The organism is Konateibacter massiliensis (genome assembly GCF_900184995.1).
Taxonomy (GTDB): domain Bacteria; phylum Bacillota; class Clostridia; order Lachnospirales; family Lachnospiraceae; genus Lachnotalea; species Lachnotalea massiliensis.
Genome location: NZ_LT860099.1, coordinates 1340722 through 1359783 on the forward strand (window position 1 = coordinate 1340722; position 19062 = coordinate 1359783).

The 19062-nt window shown below is 37.1% G+C and carries 16 protein-coding genes; 6 read left to right on the plus strand and 10 right to left on the minus strand.

Annotation, left to right across the window (positions count from 1 at the left end; translation table 11 throughout):
- Positions 1–24: 24 nt before the first annotated feature.
- A complete protein-coding gene (locus tag CTY48_RS12010; protein WP_099468722.1) occupies positions 25–504 on the plus strand; it encodes a metal-dependent transcriptional regulator in 480 nt (159 codons plus the stop codon).
- A gap of 62 nt (positions 505–566) precedes the next feature.
- Here the strand turns inward: CTY48_RS12010 and CTY48_RS12015 are convergent, their stop codons facing one another.
- Positions 567–1139: a hypothetical protein gene (locus CTY48_RS12015; RefSeq protein WP_099468723.1), complete on the minus strand. Its 573-nt coding sequence runs from the start codon at positions 1137–1139 to the stop codon at positions 567–569.
- A gap of 130 nt (positions 1140–1269) precedes the next feature.
- Here CTY48_RS12015 and CTY48_RS12020 point away from each other — a divergent pair, with 130 nt between their 5' ends.
- Positions 1270–1800 carry a TetR/AcrR family transcriptional regulator gene (locus CTY48_RS12020; RefSeq protein WP_099468724.1) on the plus strand — a complete coding sequence of 177 codons (531 nt, stop codon included), beginning with the start codon at positions 1270–1272 and terminating at the stop codon, positions 1798–1800.
- A gap of 129 nt (positions 1801–1929) precedes the next feature.
- Here the strand turns inward: CTY48_RS12020 and CTY48_RS12025 are convergent, their stop codons facing one another.
- From CTY48_RS12025 to CTY48_RS12040, 4 genes are all read right to left on the minus strand, one after another.
- A complete protein-coding gene (locus CTY48_RS12025) occupies positions 1930–2862 on the minus strand; it encodes an alpha/beta hydrolase (protein ID WP_099468725.1) in 933 nt (310 codons plus the stop codon).
- A 14-nt stretch (positions 2863–2876) separates the two neighbouring features.
- On the minus strand, positions 2877–4640 hold the full coding sequence (gene dhaK / locus CTY48_RS12030; RefSeq protein ID WP_099468726.1) for a dihydroxyacetone kinase subunit DhaK: 1764 nt from the start codon (positions 4638–4640) through the stop codon (positions 2877–2879).
- 19 nt (positions 4641–4659) lie between these two features.
- The gene (locus CTY48_RS12035; protein WP_099468727.1) at positions 4660–5787 is read right to left on the minus strand and encodes a glycerol dehydrogenase; all 1128 of its coding nucleotides are present in this window, start codon (positions 5785–5787) and stop codon (positions 4660–4662) included.
- A gap of 396 nt (positions 5788–6183) precedes the next feature.
- On the minus strand, positions 6184–7680 hold the full coding sequence (locus CTY48_RS12040) for a methyl-accepting chemotaxis protein (protein WP_099468728.1): 1497 nt from the start codon (positions 7678–7680) through the stop codon (positions 6184–6186).
- A 421-nt stretch (positions 7681–8101) separates the two neighbouring features.
- Between CTY48_RS12040 and CTY48_RS12045 the strand changes: the two genes are divergently transcribed.
- Positions 8102–9085 carry a PocR ligand-binding domain-containing protein gene (locus CTY48_RS12045; RefSeq protein WP_099468729.1) on the plus strand — a complete coding sequence of 328 codons (984 nt, stop codon included), beginning with the start codon at positions 8102–8104 and terminating at the stop codon, positions 9083–9085.
- A 106-nt stretch (positions 9086–9191) separates the two neighbouring features.
- Here CTY48_RS12045 and CTY48_RS12050 read toward each other — a convergent pair whose 3' ends face one another.
- From CTY48_RS12050 to CTY48_RS12060, 3 genes are read right to left on the minus strand one after another with little or no spacing between them, the layout of a single operon-like run.
- Entirely contained in the window at positions 9192–13031 is a 3840-nt protein-coding gene (locus CTY48_RS12050) for an FtsX-like permease family protein (protein WP_099468730.1), read from the minus strand.
- Between the two features lie 9 nt (positions 13032–13040).
- Positions 13041–13742, minus strand: coding sequence for an ABC transporter ATP-binding protein (locus CTY48_RS12055; protein WP_099468731.1), 702 nt, complete (start codon positions 13740–13742; stop codon positions 13041–13043).
- On the minus strand, positions 13729–14064 hold the full coding sequence (locus tag CTY48_RS12060; RefSeq protein ID WP_099468732.1) for a hypothetical protein: 336 nt from the start codon (positions 14062–14064) through the stop codon (positions 13729–13731). The genes CTY48_RS12055 and CTY48_RS12060 overlap by 14 nt, the downstream gene beginning before the upstream one ends.
- Positions 14065–14277: 213 nt before the next feature.
- Here CTY48_RS12060 and CTY48_RS12065 point away from each other — a divergent pair, with 213 nt between their 5' ends.
- The 3 genes from CTY48_RS12065 to CTY48_RS12075 all read left to right on the plus strand — a co-directional run bounded on the left by CTY48_RS12065 (position 14278) and on the right by CTY48_RS12075 (position 16434).
- Complete coding sequence (locus tag CTY48_RS12065) at positions 14278–14862, plus strand: TetR/AcrR family transcriptional regulator C-terminal domain-containing protein (protein WP_099470149.1); 585 nt, start codon at positions 14278–14280, stop codon at positions 14860–14862.
- 212 nt (positions 14863–15074) lie between these two features.
- Complete coding sequence (locus CTY48_RS12070; protein ID WP_099468733.1) at positions 15075–16046, plus strand: arsenic resistance protein; 972 nt, start codon at positions 15075–15077, stop codon at positions 16044–16046.
- A gap of 22 nt (positions 16047–16068) precedes the next feature.
- Positions 16069–16434 (plus strand): ACT domain-containing protein, encoded by a 366-nt coding sequence (locus CTY48_RS12075; RefSeq protein WP_099468734.1) that lies wholly within the window; start codon positions 16069–16071, stop codon positions 16432–16434.
- A 148-nt stretch (positions 16435–16582) separates the two neighbouring features.
- Here CTY48_RS12075 and CTY48_RS12080 read toward each other — a convergent pair whose 3' ends face one another.
- Positions 16583–18364 (minus strand): ABC transporter ATP-binding protein, encoded by a 1782-nt coding sequence (locus tag CTY48_RS12080; protein ID WP_099468735.1) that lies wholly within the window; start codon positions 18362–18364, stop codon positions 16583–16585.
- Positions 18364–18975, minus strand: a complete 612-nt coding sequence (locus tag CTY48_RS12085; RefSeq protein ID WP_099468736.1) for a MarR family winged helix-turn-helix transcriptional regulator — start codon at positions 18973–18975, stop codon at positions 18364–18366. The genes CTY48_RS12080 and CTY48_RS12085 overlap by 1 nt, the downstream gene beginning before the upstream one ends.
- Positions 18976–19062: the final 87 nt, after the last annotated feature.

The following is a 19062-nucleotide window of genomic DNA, read 5'->3' on the forward strand; positions in this document are numbered from 1 at the left end:
TAAATAATTCTGGTAGTGAAAATTTTGGTTAATAATGAATTTCATACAGTACGCGGCTATCAGCTTCTCGAACAGAATAAAAATAAATTAACCTCTGCAATGGAAGACTATCTGGAGATGATTTACCGTAACAGCTTAAAGGATGGTTATATCCGCATTCATTTACTCGCTGAACTGCTTCATGTTAAAGCTGCATCTGCTTCTAGAATGGTACAAAAGCTTGGAGAGATGGGATTACTGCATTATAAAAAATATGGAATCATCGTATTAAGTGAAAGTGGTAAGAATTTAGGTGAATACCTTTTAGAACGCCATAATATAATTGAAAACTTTCTTAAAATAATAAACTGTGAGAATGATTTATTACAGCAGACAGAGTTAATGGAGCATAGCGTTAATCCGAAAACAGTAGATAGTATTAATATCTTAAATCATTTTTTTCATATGAATAAAAATATTTCGGATAGTTTTAACGAATATCAGAAAAATTTTCATGGGGAATAATGAGTGGTGCTTAAATGGACTCCAATTATAGTCCCAACACGATTCATGCTAATTTTTCCTTCTCAAAATATTATATTTAAAAAAACGATAACTACAATCGGAATAAAACTACCTCCAAATAACTGCCCAGCAGTATGCCGGCCTAATTTTAGACTGGAAAGAAATACACCAACGATTAATACAAAACCCGGAATAATTGCTTTATATACTCCAAAATTCAACAGAAGAACTATAGGTCCCAATACTCCGCATGCATGCCCACTTGCCTTAACATGGATTATTTTGTTTATTAGAAAAATTAAGAGACCTGATAACAAATATTCCAGATAAATAAACCACATTTCTATTGTGGAATGAAAAAACAAATTCACAATACATCCTAAAACATATCCCGCAACAGCAAATATTATAGCCAGATTTCTTTGTCCCTCTCTACCACAATTCCGGAAACCCGGTATATACTTTTGCAAGGGATATGCCATAGATGGGAGTATTACTAAAAAAACTATGCTACTGTACAAAAAATATTGATTTTGAAAGATAACTGACTTACAAAACCATAACGTAATTAACATAATAACTGCCATTACAGGGGCAATTGTAAATTTTCTGATTAACTGATATGTTTTTTCCATATTTCTCTCCTTCTACTTGCTTTTTTTTCTTAAATCCTTTACAATATGAAGCTGTTACAAATTGTAACACTCAACTCTGAAAGATTCAATACAAGGCCACTTAACTGTTACAAATCAGGGAGAATTGTTTATGAAAAAAAGCAATCAAGCTAATCTTTTAGCTAGAGAATGTATTGTTACCGCATTAATGCATCTGGCAGACCAGAAACCCTTATCCACCATTTCAATATCAGAATTAGCCAAACGAGCAGGGGTTTCACGAATGACATATTATAGGAATTATTCATCCAAAGAAGAAGTTTTTCAGGACTATATGGATGAAATCATAGAGTCCTATAAAAATGAAATTCGGAAGCTAGAGCCGCAAGAAACATATGGAGATTACGTTCGAATCCTTCATTCGTTCAAATATTTTGAGAAATACAAAGATTTTATACGCTGCATTCTAAAAATAGAAATGGGGTATTTGCTATTAGATGCACTAAGCTCCTATATGATTGAGACTTATTATAAAGAGATAGAATCTTATGAGTTATACTATATCCTTCAAGCGTATGCCGGCTCTCTGTTTAATACCTATATTGCCTGGTTAAAAAATGATTCCAGCGTTTCAGCTGAAGATATGACTATGATTATTTATAAGCTTTATCATAAAATTTAAACATTATTATTGGTTTATATTTTAGACTCAATTCCTCCTACTTTGTAATGTTCATTTTGCTTTCTCCACAAAAAATATAAGGGATGCTCATGTATTTGATAAAATGAGCATCCCAAAAATGTCAAAAGATTATTGCAGATTTTTATCAAGCCATTTAACCACATCCGCCATAACTTCTTCTCTATTTATTTCGTTAAGTGATTCATGCCTTCCATCAGAATACAGCTTCATCGTGATATCTTTTATGCCATGCTTCCTATATGCATTGAAAAGTTTTATCACTCCTTTTCCATAATTACCAACAGGGTCTTTATCTCCTGCAAATAGATAGATTGGTAGATTATTTGGTACTAGTTCCATATTTTTTTCTTTGTCAATGATTTTAAACAACTTCATAAAGTCATAAAAAAATCCTGCTGTAAATACACTTCCACAATATGGATCAGTGATATATTTATCTACTTCATCGTTATCTCTGCTTAACCAATCAAATTCTGTTCTGTTTGGATTGAAATGTTTATTGTAGCTGCCAAAAGAAAGCTGGTTCATTTTATCGCTTTTAGCCTTTCTGCCGTACTTTTTCACTTCACGCTTTGATACGAAAAATCCAATTTTATGCAACAACGCCTGGCTTCCATTGGAACCGGATAAAATTACACCTTTTAACTCATCACCGTAGAGCATAATATATCTTTGTGATGCAAAGGAGCCCATACTATGTCCAAATAAGAATATAGGCAACGTTGGGTGATCATTAAGAATAATTGTGCTTAATTGATGCATATCTTTCACAAGATACTCTAATCCATCCTTCTCAGCTAAATAACCTAAATTTTCCAGATTACCTGCCGTTTTTCCATGTCCACGATGGTCATTTGCGTAAACAACATATCCATTTCCGGTAAGTATTTCTGCAAATCTCTCATATCTTGCAGCCGTCTCTGCCATACCGTGCGCTATCTGCACTACTCCCTTCACTTTAACTCCATTATCCGGATTCCAGTTATAAACAAATACATCAATTCCATCTTCAGCTTTAAAACTAAAACTATTGAATAACATATTCGCTCCTTTCATTAATAATCGATTTTAATGCTCTGTGAAATCTCGGTAAATATAACACCTAATCCATATGCTCCTGCATCAGGATAACCTAGGCTTCTCTCTCCGACCGTGCCTGCACGTCCCATTCTTGCCACAATTTTTTCAGTTGCTTTAGCTCCTTCAACAGCCGCAAATGCACCCATTTCAAATGCACTCTTCATATCAGTGGACGTTTTGGCACATTCTGTCCATGAATTGGCGCAGGGTACCAATGCATCAATCAATGTCTTGTCTCCTACAACAGCTCCCCTACCAAAAGAACGTTCTCCGGTTTTTTGAATTCCATTCACTGCCGCTTGCAGCATATCTGCAAAATCAGCCTGGTTTAGTGAGAGTTTATTACTGGTACTCTTTCCGGCGGCTCTAAATGCTGAACCCCAGATAGGACCTGACGCCCCACCACAATACTCCATAATAACCAAAGAACAATCCTCTAAGAAAGATCCGATGGAGTGTTCTTTCTTAAGAATATCTTTCCATTCTTCTTTTAGCTGCTTAAATCCTTTTGCAACACTCATACCAAAATCACCGTCCCCTGCATGTGAGTCAAGATCACAGAACGGAACTTCATTTCTAATAATACATTCACTCATCTTATCAATGATATAAATCATATTATTCAGTGTTATCTGATCGTTATGAATCACCGAATAAACCTCATTTGTCTCCACCTGGTAGGAGACATTCTTTATCTCTTTTCTTGATGCTGCCAGATCAATATATTGTACCTTATCCACCGGTCCATCCACCTTAAATGCCGGTGCATCAGACTGAAAAGAAAGAAGTTCTGATAATTCATCATCCAGCCTCATAATGGATACCGATGCACCTAACATATCGATACTGGTCATAAAATTACCGACAAAGGTTCTATTAATAACAATATTCTTATGAGTTAGTTCCCTGGTAACTGCATGATTAAGAACGTATAATTCCTGTAAAGGAGTCCCGCCAAATCCGTTGATCAGCAAGGCAATTTCATCCGAGGATTCCTTTATCTTTAAATCCTCTAAAAGTGCTTCAACCATTCTTTGCGCCAGCTCGTCTGCGGAAATAATCTTTTCTCTTTTTATCCCCGGCTCACCATGAATACCTACACCATATTCCATCTCTCCTTCTCCAATATCAAAGGTTGGTGTTCCTTTTGCAGGAACTGTACAGGAACTGAAGGCAAAACCAATACTTCTAACATTATCTGCCGCTTTCTGTGCCGCCTCTTTAACCTCCTGTAAGCTTTTACCCTGTTCAGCACTGGCTCCTGCAATCTTGTGTACAAGCACTGTCCCGGCAACACCACGGCGGCCTACGGTATATAGGCTGTCTTGCACCGCAATATCATCGTCAACTTTGATATAGTCAACCTGGATTCCATCTTCACCTGCCAGATATGCTGCATTTTTAAAATTCATAATATCGCCGCTATAATTTTTTATGATAAGCAAAGTTCCTTTATCACTCGCTGTTTCTTTAATTGCCTGATACACCTGTATTTGAGAAGGGGAAGCAAATACATCCCCGCATACTGCTGCATCCAGCATCCCTTTCCCAACAAATCCGGCATGAGCAGGCTCATGCCCGCTGCCGCCGCCACTAATAAGGCTAACTTTATTCTTATTTATTTCTTTCTTTGTAATAATTTTATATTTTTCTACAAAATTAAGTTCAGGATGCGCAGATACAATACCATTGCATAATTCATATACAAACGTTTCCGGTTTATTAATAATCTTCTTCATATAATACCTCCCTATCTTTTTATCTGTTTTTATAAGCTTTACCAATAGCATCTGCTGTAATAATCGCTGCTGCTACCGCCTCAATAGTAATCGGGAATGGCATTGAGTGGATGGATTCCTCCGGAATACATGCTTTTTTAGCTACCTGCATTACCTCTTCCTTCGTAATCGTATCTACACCAATATCCGATAAGCATACAGGCAAACCTATACTAACGCAGAAATCCAATACTTCATTCACTTCCTCTGTAGGGGCATTTTCTAATATAAGTTGAGCAATGGTACCAAATGCAACTTTTTCACCATGGAAATATTTATGTGTACCCTCCAGCATCGTTAAACCGTTATGAATTGCATGTGCTGCTGAAAGTCCACCACTTTCAAATCCCAGGCCCGATAACAGGATGTTAGTTTCAATGATATTTTCCAGTGCTGCTGTTACCACATTGCTATTACTGGAAATCTTTGCTTTTAAACCATCCTTTATTAAGGTCTGGTAACATAAGGTCGCAAGTGCCATAGCTGTATTTGTTCCTTTTGCTTCACCGCATACCTTCTCGCGATAACCGCACGGCAAACCAGCATTTACATTGGAATAAGATCTTGAGGTTGCTCTGGCTTCAAAATATGTAGAAAGCGCATCACCCATACCTGATACCAAAAAACGGGTTGGTGCATTTGAAATTACGGTGGTATCAATTAACACTACGCTGGGATTTTGTCTAAAATATGCATAGTCTTCAAAAGCACCTTCCGGTGTATAAAGAACAGCAGAATGGCTTGTTGGTGCATCAGTTGACGCAATTGTCGGGCATATAATCAAATTATCTCCCATCGCTACGCATTTTGCAGTATCAATTGCTTTGCCGCCTCCCAGACCAATCGTGCAGGCACATCCTTTCTCTTTCGCCAGCTTTTGTAAACGTTCTACTTCCTGTCTTGAACACTCACCACAAAATCCACTTTCAACAAAGGTGATTTGGAATTTTTCCACTGTAGAATCTAATTTTGATTTTACTCGGGCTACATCGTCCGGATGAGCAATCAATAATGCTGACTTTCCAAACTCCTTAACAAAGTAGCCAAGATTGAGTAACTCATCTTCTCCCTGTACATATTTTGACGGACAAATAAATGCTTTTCTCATAAAAATCTCCTTTCAATTTTCAAGACTCTTTTTTTGTGAATTATTACTTATAATTCAGTTGTTTTCGTGTTGTTTTTCATGATTAATTATAAAAAAATTGATTTGAAATAACATCAAATTATGTAATACACTTATATAAATAACCAGTAGTAAATTCTTATTTTTTCTATTTATTTAGCTACATTTTTCAATATATTTATTTCGTAAAAATGGCTATTGCACAAATAGTATTATATAAACTTTTACTATCCTTTACACAATACTTAGCCTCAACAATCATGGTAATATTTAGCTTTTTATATAATATTTTCCCATTTTCAATTATTTTTTAGTACCTTTTTTCTGATGGAATATACCTGAAGCAGCAAGTCCAGATATTCTGCTTGTCCTGATTCATTATACTTCCGAAAACTTATTCCAAATAAAAAGCAACTCTTTTGCTATCTTCTCAATATCATTAATACCTTCATTAAAATGTTCTACTGATTCTACATTTTGACTGCTTACCGTCATTGCTTTCTCCGTACTCGTGGTTACTTCTTGACTTGTCGTTGATAATGTCATATTACTGTTCACAATCCGATTATTTGATTTCTGAACATGCTTCATCATACTGTTGAGTGATTCTATTGCTTCATACAACTGCTTCATTTTTGTTTGAATGTATAAAAACTTTTCATTCGTTTCCTCTATCATCTTCTGTTGATTTTTACTACCTTCTACATTATTTTTCACCTTATCGGAAACTACTTGTGCATCCTGTGCTAATGCATCCAGAATAGTAGCAATGTTTACTGTTTCCACTCTTGTCTGATCTGCTAAATTACGAATTTCATCAGATACCACGGAAAAGCCTCTTCCAGCTTCGCCTGCCCTAGCTGCCTCGATGGATGCATTCAATGCAAGAAGATTGGTCTGACTAGAAATATTGAGTATTATCTCTGTGATTTTTCTGACATCTATTGATTTTTGCTGTAGATGCTCTGTTGCCTTTTTTGTTTCTTCATTTGATAATTTCACTACAATAGCTTTTTGATTTAATTCTTCTACTATCTCAACTCCATTCCGAATAACTCCATTCGTTTCTTTGGTAATCTCCACAATATGATTTGTTTCTTGATAAGCCTTTTCTACTATCATTTTAATCTCTTCTGTTACTTCGACCTGATTTTCCACTGCACTTAACGTAGCATGGGTACTTTGCGAAATGGTATTCAACGATGCACTTACGATTTGCGTCGTATCATAGATTCGATGTATAGAAGGTTTTGCACCTTTTATACTTTCGATGACATCTTTTGCCAAACCAGCTACTTCCTCTGACATCTTTCTGTTTTTTTCTGAAACAGCCATGATTTTTTGCTGCTGTTCCTGTTCATGCTTTCTTGACAAATAATCTGTTGTAATTGCACATATACACCCCAAAATAGATGTAACCATCTGCATTTGAACAGTTTCTAAAATCTCATACCCTGTTCCTTTCTTTACCAGCAACATAATTGCAACCACTATATTAATAAGGAGCTGATAGATCGATACGCCTATCACTACTTTACGATTTTTAAATAATATATATACAATTAGTAATGGAAACACATAAATATATGCATTGTTAGAGCATAAGCCTATCATAGACGCCGTATACAATATCATATAAGATACGGCGGATACATTCAGCAGCAGTACGGTATCCTTCCTCGTAATCCAAATTACAACATATACAATCTCTGCTACAACATGCATAACAATCAATTCTATAACCACTCTATTCGAAACATTCATATACCCCTTTGCCATTAATATGGTAACCAAGCCAAAAATATTGCATGCCATAATTACAGATAATGCAAGCATTAACACCTTATTTGAGTTTTTAAATTGAGATTTTGTCATTTAAAATACCTCCTTCTCTAAGTTTTACTGTTATTACAACAGATTAATTTGTATCCTTATTTAGCCAGCGTACAATATCGGCTATTCATTCATCTTTGTGTGTAACTAAAGCGCATAGTTATTGGATTAAATCACTGACTTCTGGAATTAATTATATATAATTCAAAAAAAATAACATTGTATTATGCAATACATTCATCCAAATAAGCGGTTGTAAATTTAAATAATTTTAATTAAATTTTAATAAAATTCATTTTTATTTATATCAATATATTTATTGTGCAATTGCACTATATTTAACTTATTTACCATTCTTGACTTATTACTTTTACACATATATAATGGTTATATGTAGCAATATCATGCAATATTTTCCCATCAATTGTTATTCTTTATTTTTGTCAACATTAGGAGGATTATTATGAGAGCAACCTTCACTGATATAACTCAAATCGTGAACCCTAGAAAATTTCAAACAATTCAAGATGATATTGCATTAGCTACCGATCTGGCAATCATCACTGTAGATTATATGGGAAAGCCACTTACCAAGCATAGTAATTGCAGTGAATTCTGCAAGAATGTTAGATCCTCCAAATATGGAAGTTACTGTGAAAAATGTAATTCTCATGGTGGTCTTGAAGCGGCTAGAAATCGTAAACCTTTTATTTATATTTGTCATGCAGGTATTGTTGATTTTGCCATCCCGATTATTGTTAATGATTTATATTTGGGTGCATTTATGGCGGGTCAGGTGATCTTATCTCAACTTGATTCTCTATACGCTCCGGAACGTATTCTACATAATGTTAATCTAACTTTTGATCCGATGAAGGATGTAAGTTTTAGGGAAAGCTATAATAAACTGCCGATTATGCGTTTAGATAAAATCATGGCTCTGGCTAACATGCTTTTACATATCGGTAACTATTGTGTTAATGAAGCAGGGTATAAGGCTCTGATTACATCGACCCCCAAGAGCCAAGAAGCCAATCAATTTGATAAAACTAAATACTTAAATGATGATGATCAAAATATGATATATCCCCTTCACAAGCATATAAAAAACGAAACTTATTTGATTATACAGCCTGCTCTAACCTATATTAAAAAACATCCAAAGGAGAAAATAACTCTCGAGAGGATGGCCGCATTATGTAATATTTCTCCCAGTTATTTCAGCAAATTATTTGCGAAAGAGAATTTAGGTTGTCTATCTGATTATGTAAATCAGGTCAAAATCGAACGCGCAAAAGAGCATTTAATTGAAACAAACTGGCCTATCCGTACTGTTGCAGAAAATGTAGGTTTTGAGGATTGTGGTTACTTTATCAAAGTTTTTAAGCGCAATACAAATAAAACTCCCTTAGAGTACCGCAACGATTATGCAGAGCTTTCTAAATAAGTATTTATTTCGTATTCTCTTTGACATAATATAAAACCTCCAAACTGTTGTAATTACATTTACATCAGTTTGGAGGTTTACGCAGTCTTTGGGACACTCCAGTATGTTATTCTACCGACTTAAGCGCTTCTAACATGTTGACATTCTTGAGCCTGTGATTGATTATTGCACCGAGCACCACGGTAATCATACATACTACCAGCACAGGAATTAGAAATGCCTTTACTCCCAGTGCCGGATTAAACATCACTTCATCAGGCGGTACAACGGAAATTATGTAAAGATAAAGAGCATCTCCAAGTCCGAAGCCCGCTAAAACTCCAAGTAGGGTTAGAAGAATTGTTTCTCGGTAGATATACAAGGTCACTTCTTTGTTGTAAAAACCCAGAACCTTAATCGTAGATAATTCTCGAATTCGTTCTGAGACATTGATGTTCGTCAAGTTATAGAGAATTACCACAGCTAGTAATACCGCCACAATAATTAGTACCTGCATAATCATTTTTAGAGATTGGACGATGGTATTGATTTGATTCTTCATCGTAGTATTCTGAACCACACCTTTTACACCGTCCAGGTTCACAAATTCACTTGCCTGTTCATTTGCGTTTTCTATGGAGCGGTCATCTAAAGTTACCATATTGGCATTGGAAGAATAGGTTGTTGCAAAAACAGTCTGATAGTAGTCCATATCCATAAAAATGAAGTGTCCTGTATACATTTCTGTAATATTAGAAATCATCATTTTCCGCTCGTAATTTTCTGAATCTGTTACAGTTATCGTATCTCCGATTTTCACATCCAACAGTTTTGCCAGCCGCTCTGAAATGACAGCACCATCCTTCGACAGTTCTAGTTCTTCTCCTGTAGAACGGTTCACCAGACTGATATAGTCTTTAAATGCCTCCGCATCCTCGGGAACGATTAGTTTAATTTCCTGCTTATCCTGATTATCTCCTGCAATTTTTGTCATCTCATCATAAAGAATAGGTAATTGCTGATTGACTTCATTAGAAGCCAAAAGCTGATCAATCTCATTTGTCTTCTCTTCATTCAAGTTATCATTTTTAGCCACAATCAGATCATACTGTATGATTTTGCCAAACTGCCTATCATTTATGCCGGAAATAGAATGTTGTACGCTGAAGCCTGCAAATATAAGTGTTACCGAACCACACACACCGAAGATAGTCATGAGCATTCGCTTTTTATAACGGAAGATATTTCGTGCGGTTACCTTGTGTGTAAAACTCATCCGATTCCATATCTGGCTGATCCGTTCTAAAAAAATTTTTGATCCTGCTTCCGGAGGCTTTGGTTGCAAAAGTGCCGAAGGTTTTTCTTTCAATTCCCTTGCAGCGACAATATATGCTGGAACAACCGCACTCACAAATGCCAGCAATATAGCTATAACCGTAATTCCAGGATAAAAATACAATTCAATTTGTGGAATGCTAAAACTATGCCCATAGGCGTTATATACAATCATAGGAAGCACGGTATGCCCAGCTACAATACCTATGGCCGCCCCTATAGAACTTGCGCAAAAACCATAAACAATGAATTTCTTAATTATGTCCTTATTGCTATACCCCAATGCTTTCAATGTCCCGGAATTTATCCGTTCTTCATCTACAAAGCGAGTCATTGTAGTCAGTGTCACCAATGCAGCAACAAAATATAAAAAGATAGGGAATATATCTGCAAGCGCATCAATGATCGTCGAAACACTGTTGTAAATTCGGTATCCCTCTGAACCCGGAACTTCCCTCCGAGTATCCAATGTGTATATTGGCAGTTTCAATGTTTTCAGCGTTTCCCGAGCACCCGCCAGCTTGGCTTCGGCATCTTCGATCTCCTGTTCAGCATCTGGCTTTTTCTCGTCATATTCCTGACGTCCGTCGACCAGCTCTCTTTCACCCTCCGCAATTTCTGCTGCGCCTTCGGCTAACTCTGCTTCTGCATCAGTCAGCTTTGTATCAGCCTCCTCTTTTTTATCGTAGTATTCCTGCCATCCGTCAGCGAGTTTCTTTTCGCCATCAGCAATTTTTATAGCAGCTTCATCTAGCTGTGCGTTTGCAGCAGCGAGTTTTGTTTCTGCTTCTGATTTCTTTGAATTATATTCTGCAAGCCCTTCCTGATAAGATTGCTTCCCTGAAGCCAGTTTTTTTTCTGCTTTTGTAATTTGTTTTCTGGCAGTCTCAAGCTCTGCACTTTTTGCAGTATATTTCTCTTCACCACTTTCAAGTGTTTGCTTGGCAACGGCAAGCTGTTCTTCGCCTCCCGCTGCTTGCTCTGCCGCAGCGTTATACTCCGCCCATTTTTGCAAAAGAGTATTTTGGGTTTCTACAAGTCCCGCAAGCTGATTGTACTGTGTTTGCGCTGTTACAATTTGAGCCTGCATATTGTCAAGCTGCGCAAGCAATGTGTCTGCCGCTTGTTCTGATAGGTTGGCGGCTTGCAATGCCGCTTGATATTGTTGATTGAGCACATCATATTCTGGCGTTCCCACCGCAGCATCTCTTGACACCTTTAGCGCTGCAAGTTGAGAAAGCATTTCATATTGCGCACTCAAATTGTCAAGTTGAGCCTTCATACTTGGGAGTGCGTTTTCTATTTGTGCCATTGTCATTCCCGTAGCCGCTTCGGCAGCGGCAATGCCTGCTTCAAATTGCATTTGCGCGGCGTCAAGTTGTGCCTTCGCTTCTTTCAGTTCTTCTAACTTTCCGGATTTCTCGTTATATTCGTTCCACCCTTTATTAAGCTCTGCACGGGCTTCCTGTAAATCGGACTCTGCTTTTGCAAATTCCTGTTGCTTCGCAGTCAACTCACTTTCACCATCCGCAATCTGTTTTGCTGCGTCGTCAAGCTTTGCTTTGGCATCCGATAATTGCTGTTCGGCATTTCTCTTCTGCTTATTATATTCAGCCACACCGTCTGTATATTTTTGTTTCGCATCAGTCAGTTCGTTTTCACCATTTTCGAGTTCTTCTCTGGCATCATCCAACTGCTGATTGGCATCTGCTTTCTGTTTGTTATATTCATCCAAACCATCCGCATATTTCTGTTTCGCATCAGCCAGTTCGATTTCGCCATCTTCAAGTTCCTGCTCTGCATCAGCCAGCTCTTTCTTGGCATTATCTACCTCGCTCTGCCCCTCATCAATCTTATCTTGATATTCCTCTTTGATAGAAGATAAACGTAGGGTTGGTTGATTAACCAGCAGTTCATTTAGCTCATTTTTGTGATTTTGAATCAGCTCTGTATACTCATTTGAATAGGGGTCTACACCTTTTGTATCCTCAAATGAAATCCGGGCAATCATATAAACCTCATAGTCAAAGGCGGAAGAATCCACCACAGCGTACCCCTGCAGTTCACCGGTTCCGGCTGTTGACTGCCCCATGTTGATTATGGAAAGCATTTCTCCAGAGTTCACAAAACCTACAATCTGAAATTCATGGGTTTTAAGGGCTGTCTCACCGGAAACATCCTCTTTTTCCGTAAAAGCTACCGTATCACCGATTTGGTAATCTGCATTATATATATCAGCAATTGCAATTTCCGTCGCCGTCTCCGGAAGCCTTCCTTCCACAACATCATAGACAGATAAATCCTCCGTGTCGGAAAAGATGCGAATACTAGTAATCGTATCTTGGATTACTACATCTTTTAAATAGCCATATTCAATCTTGTCTGCTCCTGATACCTTGTTAATGGCTTTTTGGTTTTCTTTATCAATTCCGTAGTCACCGATGATACAAATATCCGCCAGATTCAGCTTCTCAAAATAGTGTTCTCCCGTCTTACGCATATTAGAGCCGGTTACTTGGAGTCCCACAAGAGCAAAGGAGCCTAATGCAATTAAGCAAACAATCGAAATAAATCGGCCCTTTGATTTTAAGAAGCATTTTTTAATGTCTTTCCATAGCGTTTTACTTTTCAAAATACTCACCTACCATTCAATATCTGCAATTTTCTGGGGATTTGGATTTATTTCTATCTTCTTTACGCCTGCATCATGCATATAGATCACACGGTCTGCGATAGGGGCGATCGCGGCATTATGGGTGACGATTATTACCGTAGCGCCTTTTTTTCGACTCATATCCTGTAAAATTTGAAGTACCTGCTTGCCCGTATTATAATCCAATGCCCCTGTCGGTTCATCACACAGCAAAATCTTTGGGTTTTTAGCAATTGCACGGGCAATTGCCACACGCTGTTGCTCGCCGCCAGATAACTGGGCCGGAAAATTATCAATTCGATTTTCGAGTCCCACATCCTTTAATACCTGTACAGGGTCAAGTGCATCCTTTACAATCTCAGATGCCAGTTCTACATTTTCTTTTGATGTTAGGTTTTGCACCAAATTATAAAATTGAAAAACGAACCCTACATCGTTTCTTCGATAAGTAATCAGTTCATTCTGTGTATAGCCAGCAATATCGTTTCCATCAATTACTACTTTACCTTCGTCATTCGTGTCCATTCCTCCTAGTATATTCAATACTGTAGATTTTCCGGCTCCAGAAGACCCTAAAATAATTGCAAGCTCACCCTTTTCAATAGAAAAGCTTACATCTCGGTTGGCTATAATTTCGTTACCTCCTATTTTGTATCGCTTATAGCTATGGGCCATTTCAATGTAACTCATGTTCTTCCTCCTTATGCTGTTCGGCTTGAGTGGAGGCAATTCCCTTCATTTGAAAGACGCTGCTTCGTCCATGAAGTATCAAATCAACATAGTCGCAATCTATGCGCCCAGTTGCCTCATAATAAAATTCGCTCATCAGTGTAACGAATTTTCCCCTCAATCGGCATGAACCATCACTACTTAATTCTCCAGTGACAGGCTCCCTGTTTTTAAAAATATACAGGTAGCCGTCAATTTTTGTTTTGGAAATATTAAGCTCTAATATACCGTTTCTATTGCCCAATGGGGTTTCTAGAATAACCTTATAATTTTGTTGGTTCATTATCATTTACTCCTTTCTGATGGTTTCTGAATGCATTATAAAAAATTCGTCAGTTATATACCACGGTCAAATCACAGTGAAATGGTGAAAATTCGGACAAATTAGGGATAGTTGATGGTCAAATATGTTTTTTTAATGTACCGGACAAATGTCCTGTATTACCCGTTGAATAAGGTACTTAAAGCATATATAATAAAAAATAGAGGTGATAAGATGAAACATGAAGTAACAAGCCTGAATACAAAAAAGACTCTTGCGGCATCATTAAAAAAACAGGTAAGTAAAAAACCATTTTCAAAAGTAACAGTAAGTGAAATTATAAATGATTGCGGCGTAAACCGAAAAACTTTTTACTATCATTTTACGGATATTTATGCTCTGCTCAAATGGACATTAGAACTGGAGGCTATTGAGGTAGTAAAACAATTTGATTTGATAGCAGAGTATGAAGAAGCGGTGTTGTTTGTTATGGACTATGTAGAAGAAAATACGGAATTTCTGCAAAATATTTATTATTCCGTTGGGCGAGATGAATTAAAACGATTCTTTTGTGCTGATTTCATTGACATTGTACGCTCCTTTATCGAGCAATCTGAAAAAACACAAAAATTATTAATACCTGATGATTTCAAGATATTTCTCAGCCAATTCTATACGGAGGCTATTGCTGGTATGTTGGTTGAGTGGATTGTGGATCGTTCTGTTCGTAACCGTGAAAAGACAGTACAGTACATTTCTGTCATCATCCGCTCTGCTATTCCAAATGCCTTGCATTCGGTAACAGAACTGTCAGATTAAAAGGATTACATAGAATATTTATGTCTGTTGTAAAAATTTCTATTTTCCAAGTAAGTATTGTATCTCTCCGCCTGCAAAAGCCGTTTTCAAATGCGGCAATTTTTATCTCTGAGATTTTACCATATAAATCAACATCTATGCCTCCAGACTTAATATAGTGTATAATGGCATAGAAAGAAATTAATCTATTCTGACATCAGGAGAAAAATACAGTGAATATATTAGAAAAATTTCAGACACCGATTTTGTTTATCGCAATCGTAACAGGATTGCTGCTGGGAAATATCGCATTCGTAGAACGGTATGCCGAAAACTTTGTGATGCCGTTTCTCTTTGTTATGTTATTTGGAGTGTTCTTAAATACTCCGGTACGAGATTTTAGAAGAGCGTTTCGAAATATAAAGTTCTCTGTTACTACCGTATTGATTAATTTTGTATGGACACCTTTATTAATATTTTTGCTTGGCAAAATATTTCTTGCAAACTCGTTTGCAATGCAACTTGGGCTTGTCATGTTGATGGTAACGCCTTGCACAGACTGGTACCTTGTCTTTACAGGCACAGCGAAAGGAAATGTACCTCTTTCAGCGTCTGTATTACCCGTTAATCTTATTTTACAAATCGTATTACTTCCAGTTTATCTATATATCATGGGAAGCGTGTCCGGAACTGTAAATATACAGGCCATTTTATCCAGCATATTATTTATGTTGATTATTCCGTTTGGTCTTGCTCAAGCATTAAAAGTACTTTTGAGAAAATTCAAGGATGAAGAAAGAAAAGAAAAAATACTTAGTATTTTCACTCCGCTCCAAACAATTTTACTGGCACTTGCCATAGCCGCAATGTTCGCTTCTAAAGGAAACATTCTTTTAGCAAACCTCAATATAATCGCCAAGTTGCTGATCCCAATTATATTATTTTATATCATCAATTTTATTTTGGCTCAAATAATTGGTAAAGTCTTTCAATATAGCTATGAGAATACCGCAAGTCTAACCCTTACAACTATTGCGAAAAATTCTCCGATGACACTCGGAATTGCACTGATGGCATTTCCCAATGAGCCGGTTATACATTTGATTATGCTGATAGAACCACTGATTGAGCTGCCTTGTATGCTGCTCATTACAAGAATTTTATTGATTCTTAGAACGAAAAATATTGAAGTTTCAGAAGAATAAGTGTAAGAAGGAGGATGATTGAATGGAGTTAAAAATAATAAATCAAGAATTTTCAATATGCAAAGTAAAAGATTTATCACAAATAGATTATTCAGATAAATTTTGCTTTATTAGTAAGACAGATGAAGAATTATCATTAGTGTGCAGTACAAACTTAGTACCTAAAAATGTAATTGAATGTGATAATGGCTGGAAGGCTTTTAGAATACAAGGAGTATTAGATTTTTCTCTTATCGGTATTTTGTCAAAAATCTCTACGTTATTGGCAGAGGACAGTATCGGAATATTTGCAGTGTCAACATACAATACAGATTATATTTTAACTAAGGAGGAAAACTTTGATAAGTCTATAAAAATCCTTGAAAATAATGGATATGTGATAAAGTGATTTCAATTTGTCATTTTCTATCAAAGAACACTTTTCAACCTTGTTTTGATGGCTATTAGTAAAATTGAAGCGTATAATTTTTAAGGGTAACCCCATCTTTTTAGATGGAGTTACTCTTTTATGAAACAGTAAATAATCTTTACTCTCCCTAGACCGACAATAACGGAGTCTCAACTCTAAATTGTTCACTCACATATTTCGCATAAGTTTCGTGACTTTCAACAAGTTCACCATGTGTCCCACTTCCGGTAATCTTGCCTTTTTCAAGGAAATAAATCTTGTCACTGTCGACAATCGTAGCAAGCCTATGGGCAATCACTAAGGTGGTGCGTCCCTTCATCAAATTAACTAACGCACTTTGTACCATCATCTCCGATTCACTGTCAAGACTGGCGGTTGCTTCATCCAGCATCAGAATTTTGGGATTACGTAAGAATGCGCGGGCAATGGCAATTCGCTGCCGCTGGCCTCCTGAAATCTTAACCCCACGTTCACCCACTTCAGTCAATAACCCATCGGGCATTTCTTCGACAAATTGACGGGCATAAGCAAGTTCCAGAACTTCCCATAATTCATCATCACTAAATTCTTTCTGCAATCCATAGGTTAGATTATCCCTGATCGTCCCTGCCATAATCGCGCTATCCTGCGAAACAAAACCTATTTGACTTCGATAATCCGTTAAATTAATATCTTGAATATCGGTATCGCCAAATTGAATGACTCCGCGGCTGGGGTCATAAAATCTTTCAAGCAAACTAAATATTGTAGACTTTCCTCCGCCTGACGGCCCTGCGAAAGCAATGATCTGATTTGGATTTGCCTCAAAAGACACTCCTGTTAAAATTGGCTCATCGTTTTCATAAGCAAAATCAATATTAGTAACTTTAAGCTTCTTACCAGTCAGATCGATAAGCTGTCCTCCTTGCAAATCTTCAGGTTCTTCATCCAGTAATTCTTGAACCCGTTTCGTAGAACCAGCTGCTTTGGCCATCTCGGTAAATAGGGTTGCAACACTCGGCATTGCTCCAATCAGATTAAACAGATACATGAGGAAGCTCATCAGTGTGCCAATCGCCATTGCTCCAATGGCAATTCGATGCATCCCATAAGCCAATAATCCAAAAATCATACTCATCATCGCCATCATCATAATCGGCTGCATAGTCGCATCAAAGACAGCCTCTTTTTTGCCGACCTTGAATAGCTTATCCACCTCGCGTTCAGCCCGCATTTGAGCTTGTTTTTCCGCGTTGGATGTCTTTACCAGACGGATTTCGCTTAGTGTTTCGCTGGCAATTCCGTTAAATTCTGCAAGAGCATCCTGTCTCATATGTCCTACTTTTGTTCCAAATCCGAAAATAGGCAACATAATAATCATCACAATCGGAACTACTATCAGCATTGCCAAACACATGCGCCAATCCATTCTGATCATCATATAGACAGAGCCTAACACCAAAATAATACTGGATATGGTTTGCGGAAAAGTAGTGGCAAGCAGCTGTTTTACTTGTGATGTATCATTGACTAAACGGCTTGAAATCTCACCGGACTTAATGGTATCAAAATATTTTACCTTTAACGTTGTCAATTTAAACCAGAGATTTTTTCTTAAGTTTTGGATGACATTTTCTCCGAAAATACCAAGGACCGTTCCTCCTATTGCTGAAATAATCGCAGAGCCCACAAATAGCAAGACTACCTTTAACAGTAATTGATAGTCGATTCCTTTTGAAAAGTTATTGACTAATGATGATGCTAATTGGGGTACATAAATTTGTACGCTCGAGGATGCAATCAACAGCAGTATACCTATTATCAAAAGATGATATTTGGGTTTCGTTGTGGTAATCAGCTTAAAAAATTGTCTAAATGAAAATTTTGTGCCATCTTTTCTGACTGCTTCATCCGGTCTTCCTCCTTCCATTATCTGCGCCCCCTTCCAAAGAATCTTCCGTCTCCGCCAAATCCGCCGCGGAAATCTTCTCCGAAACCACCGAATCCATCGAACCCGCTGCGCTCTAACATTTGTTCACGCGCACGTCCCAAATGAGCTGACATCTGACTAAAATGCTGCCATCTCCTATCATCGCTAAAAATTTCATTCAATTTTGATTGAAATTCATGACTCGAAATATTATCCGCAATACGCGTTAAATACTCCTCCAACTTTTCCAGTTCTTCTTCCGTAAACCCTTTGAATAACTCATCTCTAAGGCTTGAAGCAATCGTGCCTCGGTCTTTGATACTTTCCCAGCCTTTCTCTGTCAGTTTGACGTATGTAACTCTGGCGTCTTCCTCCGATTTTACACGTTCAACTGTTCCTGCTGCTTCAAGCTTTTTTATAATTTGCGTAACACTCGATGGTTTGATATCCAAGAATTCAGAAATACGACCTGCCGTTACATCCTTTTCTTTTGATAATAGCAGCAATGCTTCAAAAGCATTATCCGTCTTTTGCTCCACTTGATTTGCAAAAATCAAAAAGGGCTGATGCGTTATTTCCATTAACTTATTCATTATATTATTTTTATTCATTTTTTTACCTCCGCTATAATTTATTTAGTTTCATTGCCAACTAACAAAATATAATATAATCCTTTTTATTTTGTTTGTCAATACAAA